This is a genomic window from Mycobacterium sp. UM_CSW (genome assembly GCF_000455205.1).
In the GTDB taxonomy this organism is placed as follows: Bacteria; Actinomycetota; Actinomycetes; order Mycobacteriales; family Mycobacteriaceae; genus Mycobacterium.
This window is the reverse complement of sequence record NZ_AUWQ01000133.1, coordinates 1-2,805: the sequence shown is the minus strand read 5'-3', so window position 1 is coordinate 2,805 and position 2,805 is coordinate 1. Positions and strand designations below refer to the sequence as shown.

At 66.6% G+C, this 2,805-nt stretch carries 3 protein-coding genes and 1 pseudogene; all 4 read right to left on the bottom strand.

Annotation, left to right across the window (positions count from 1 at the left end):
- Nucleotides 1–59 precede the first annotated feature (59 nt).
- Nucleotides 60–356: a WXG100 family type VII secretion target gene (locus N415_RS29070; protein WP_066914021.1), complete on the bottom strand. Its 297-nt coding sequence runs from the start codon at nt 354–356 to the stop codon at nt 60–62.
- 107 nt (nt 357–463) lie between these two features.
- The gene (locus N415_RS29065) at nt 464–790 is read right to left on the bottom strand and encodes a hypothetical protein (RefSeq protein WP_343203468.1); all 327 of its coding nucleotides are present in this window, start codon (nt 788–790) and stop codon (nt 464–466) included.
- A 465-nt stretch (nt 791–1,255) separates the two neighbouring features.
- A complete protein-coding gene (locus tag N415_RS29060) occupies nt 1,256–2,464 on the bottom strand; it encodes a PPE family protein (protein WP_068189378.1) in 1,209 nt (402 codons plus the stop codon).
- Nucleotides 2,465–2,697: 233 nt separating this feature from the next.
- Nucleotides 2,698–2,805 (bottom strand): annotated as a pseudogene (locus N415_RS29055) (type VII secretion protein EsxI); the annotation flags it as partial.

Sequence of the window (2,805 nt, the reverse complement as noted above, 5' to 3'; positions counted from 1 at the left end):
CACATCGCCAAACTGGTAATTGATGGTCATGTTTTCCTCCTGAAATAAAAGTGTGGGGGCTAGCTGCCGAGGATTTGCTGCGAGGCCTGCTCTTGCTGCTCGTAGTTGTTCGCGTCGCGGATCAGCCCGTCACGCACACCGTGCAGCATGTTCACAATGTTGCGGAAGGCCTGATTCATCTGACCCATGGTGTCGTAGGACGTCGCCTGCGCCTGGCCACTCCAGCCGGCACCGGCGATGTTCATCGACGACGCCCACATCTTGCGAGCCTCGTCCTCAACGGTCTGCGCGTGGACCTCAAACCGGCCCGCCATCGCCCGCATCTCATGCGGGTCAGTCATAAAACGTGTTGCCATGTTGCCTTTTCTCCTTCTGGATGAATTTCTTGCCTTGTGATACTGGTCGGCCGTCGTAACTGGCTGTTACGCGGCATTGAAGCCGATGGCGGGATACTCCCTCTCTCTCAGCCGGCTGCTGGAGAAGTCGGTATCACGCCGGTAGTCCGCGGCAAGTTGAAGCTAGGTTCCGCCTCGCCCTGCCACTCACTCCATTCGGCCCATTCGTTCCACTCGTCCATGCCCTCTGCGGTGGCCTCCGGGTTCAGCCCGTCGGTCGCCTTATTGCCGGCATCGGCGCCCTCTTCCGGCGCCGGTGCCCAATGGTCATAGTCATCCGGCGGCACGGCTACACCCCACTTCAGGGGAACCGATAGGCCGCCGAGCATGCCGGACTCACCACGCTTCGCCGCTACCGCATCGTCCGGCAGCGGCGAACCAAGAGGCAATAGCACGCTGCCCCCTTCCACAGCCGTCTCCGTACATTCGAACCCGGTGGTGAAAAAACCATCACCGAGTACTTCGCATCGTAAGTCAATCCGAAGCACAATGCCCGTGTTTGAAGGATTTCGCTCCTTTTAGAACAAGTGCGCGAACAGCGGCGAGCCGACGGCTGGGTCCCGAGCGCAGCGGCAACCGCCATCGCGCCCCGCCCGCCCGATTTCCCTTGCATTCGAGGCCAGGCCGGAAGCCCTTGCCACGCAACATGTTCCGGCCCGGCCAGCGCTGACGGCGAGCGGGACGGCAAGAAATTTGACGGCTTGAGCGTCGGTCCCAAAATCGTGTTGGGACGCACGGCGGCCGTATTGGTGGGCCACAGCGGAAAAAGAATCAGTTCGCCGCCGGTAAACATGCCGAAGGCGCGGGCAACACCCATTTCCCCCGGGTGTCGTCCGCGCCCTTGGTTGGCTGATTTAGGACTATCCGACGCCGGTACGCGGTACCACGCTGGGCCGCTGCTGGACCACATGCGTCGGGCTGGCCCCACCGCGGCCCAACATCCCGCCGGGCATGCCTCCGCCGGCACCCATGCCGCCCATCGGCATCGGCATCATCGGCATGCCGCCGCCCATGGGCGCACCGGCAGCCGCGGCGGCCGCGCCGTTCATCTCGCTGCCCAGGCCGGACATGGCGCCGCTGATCATCCGCGCCGGCGCCGATCCTTGCCAGTTCGGGGGCACCGACATCGCTCCGACCAGCCGCGCCTTGCCCAGACCGGCCTCGGCGCCGCCCAGGCCGCCGATCCCGCCGCCGAGTCCCTTGCCCATGCCCGCCGGAACGGCGCTGCTGACAAACTTCGCCGGATCGACGGCCGCGCCCGTCGCGCCGGCCAGGGACGCCGCGTTCGTGCCGCTCATTCCCGCTTGGGCCGCCATCATGATCGGCGACATCATCATGCTCACCGGCATCATGCCGACCTGGGCGACCGTCGACAGCGAGGAAATCGGCGCCGCGGAGGCCAGGGCCGACACCTGCGACACCGCCGGCCCGGCCACCGCCCCCACCGACGCCAGCGGGGTGGCGATCGCGGTCCCCAGGCTGGCGGCCTGCGACGCGACGCCGGTCAACGGCGCAGCCAGCACGCCCGTCAGGCCTGCGAGGTTCACCGGCGGCAGGCTGAACGAGGGCAACGCCGCGGCCACGCCCAGCGCGCCGCCGTGGTAGCCCACCATCGCGGCCACGTCCTGGGCCCACATCTCCATGTACTCGAACTCGGTCATGAAGATCGCCGGGGTGTTCTGGCCCAAGATGTTCGTCGCGATCAGCGCCATGAGTTGGGCACGGTTCGCGGCGATCGCCGGCGTGGGCACCGTCGCGGCCAACGCGGTCTCAAACGCCGAAGCCGCCGTCCGGGCCTGAAGGGCCGCGGTCTCCGCCTGCCCCGCGGCCGCGCTCAGCCACCCCACGTAAGGCGTGGCAGCCGCGGCCATTGACATCGAGGCCGGACCCGTCCACGCCCCGTCGGTCAACCCGGTGACGACGTTTTGAAACGACGACGCCGCGCCCGCCAGGTCCGTCGCCAACGAGTCCCAGGCCGACGCCGCCATGAACAGGGGCCCCGACCCCGCACCGGCGAACATCAGCGCCGAGTTGATTTCCGGGGGAAAGAACGTAAAAGCAGGAACCATCACAACCCCTCCGGCCGCACCGACGGCACAGTCCAACGATCGACGGACACCATTCCTTGATAGTAGGGCCATCGCCCATCAAAAGTCCGGTGTTTTACCAAACCGTCAAGACCGTCGTGACCGCGAGTTCGCGCCGGCGACCGGTCTGCGTAACCCGTCGCGGCGTATCGGTGTGACGGAACGCCTCGGGCGCGGGTAGCACGGGCCGTGTCACCCGCGCCCTTGGAGGCCAATCAGGCCCAGCTGGAGCCGACGGCGCTGTCCGTGCTGGACATGTTGCTGCCCGCCGTCTGCACCTTCTGGCCGTGCGCGTTGGCCTGCTCGTAGATCACCTGGAAGTT

Coding starts and splice junctions, on each gene's coding strand:
- N415_RS29070 (WP_066914021.1), bottom strand. CDS start 356: ATGGCAACACGTTTTATGACTGACCCGCATGAGATGCGGGCGATGGCG.
- N415_RS29060 (WP_068189378.1), bottom strand. CDS start 2,464: ATGGTTCCTGCTTTTACGTTCTTTCCCCCGGAAATCAACTCGGCGCTG.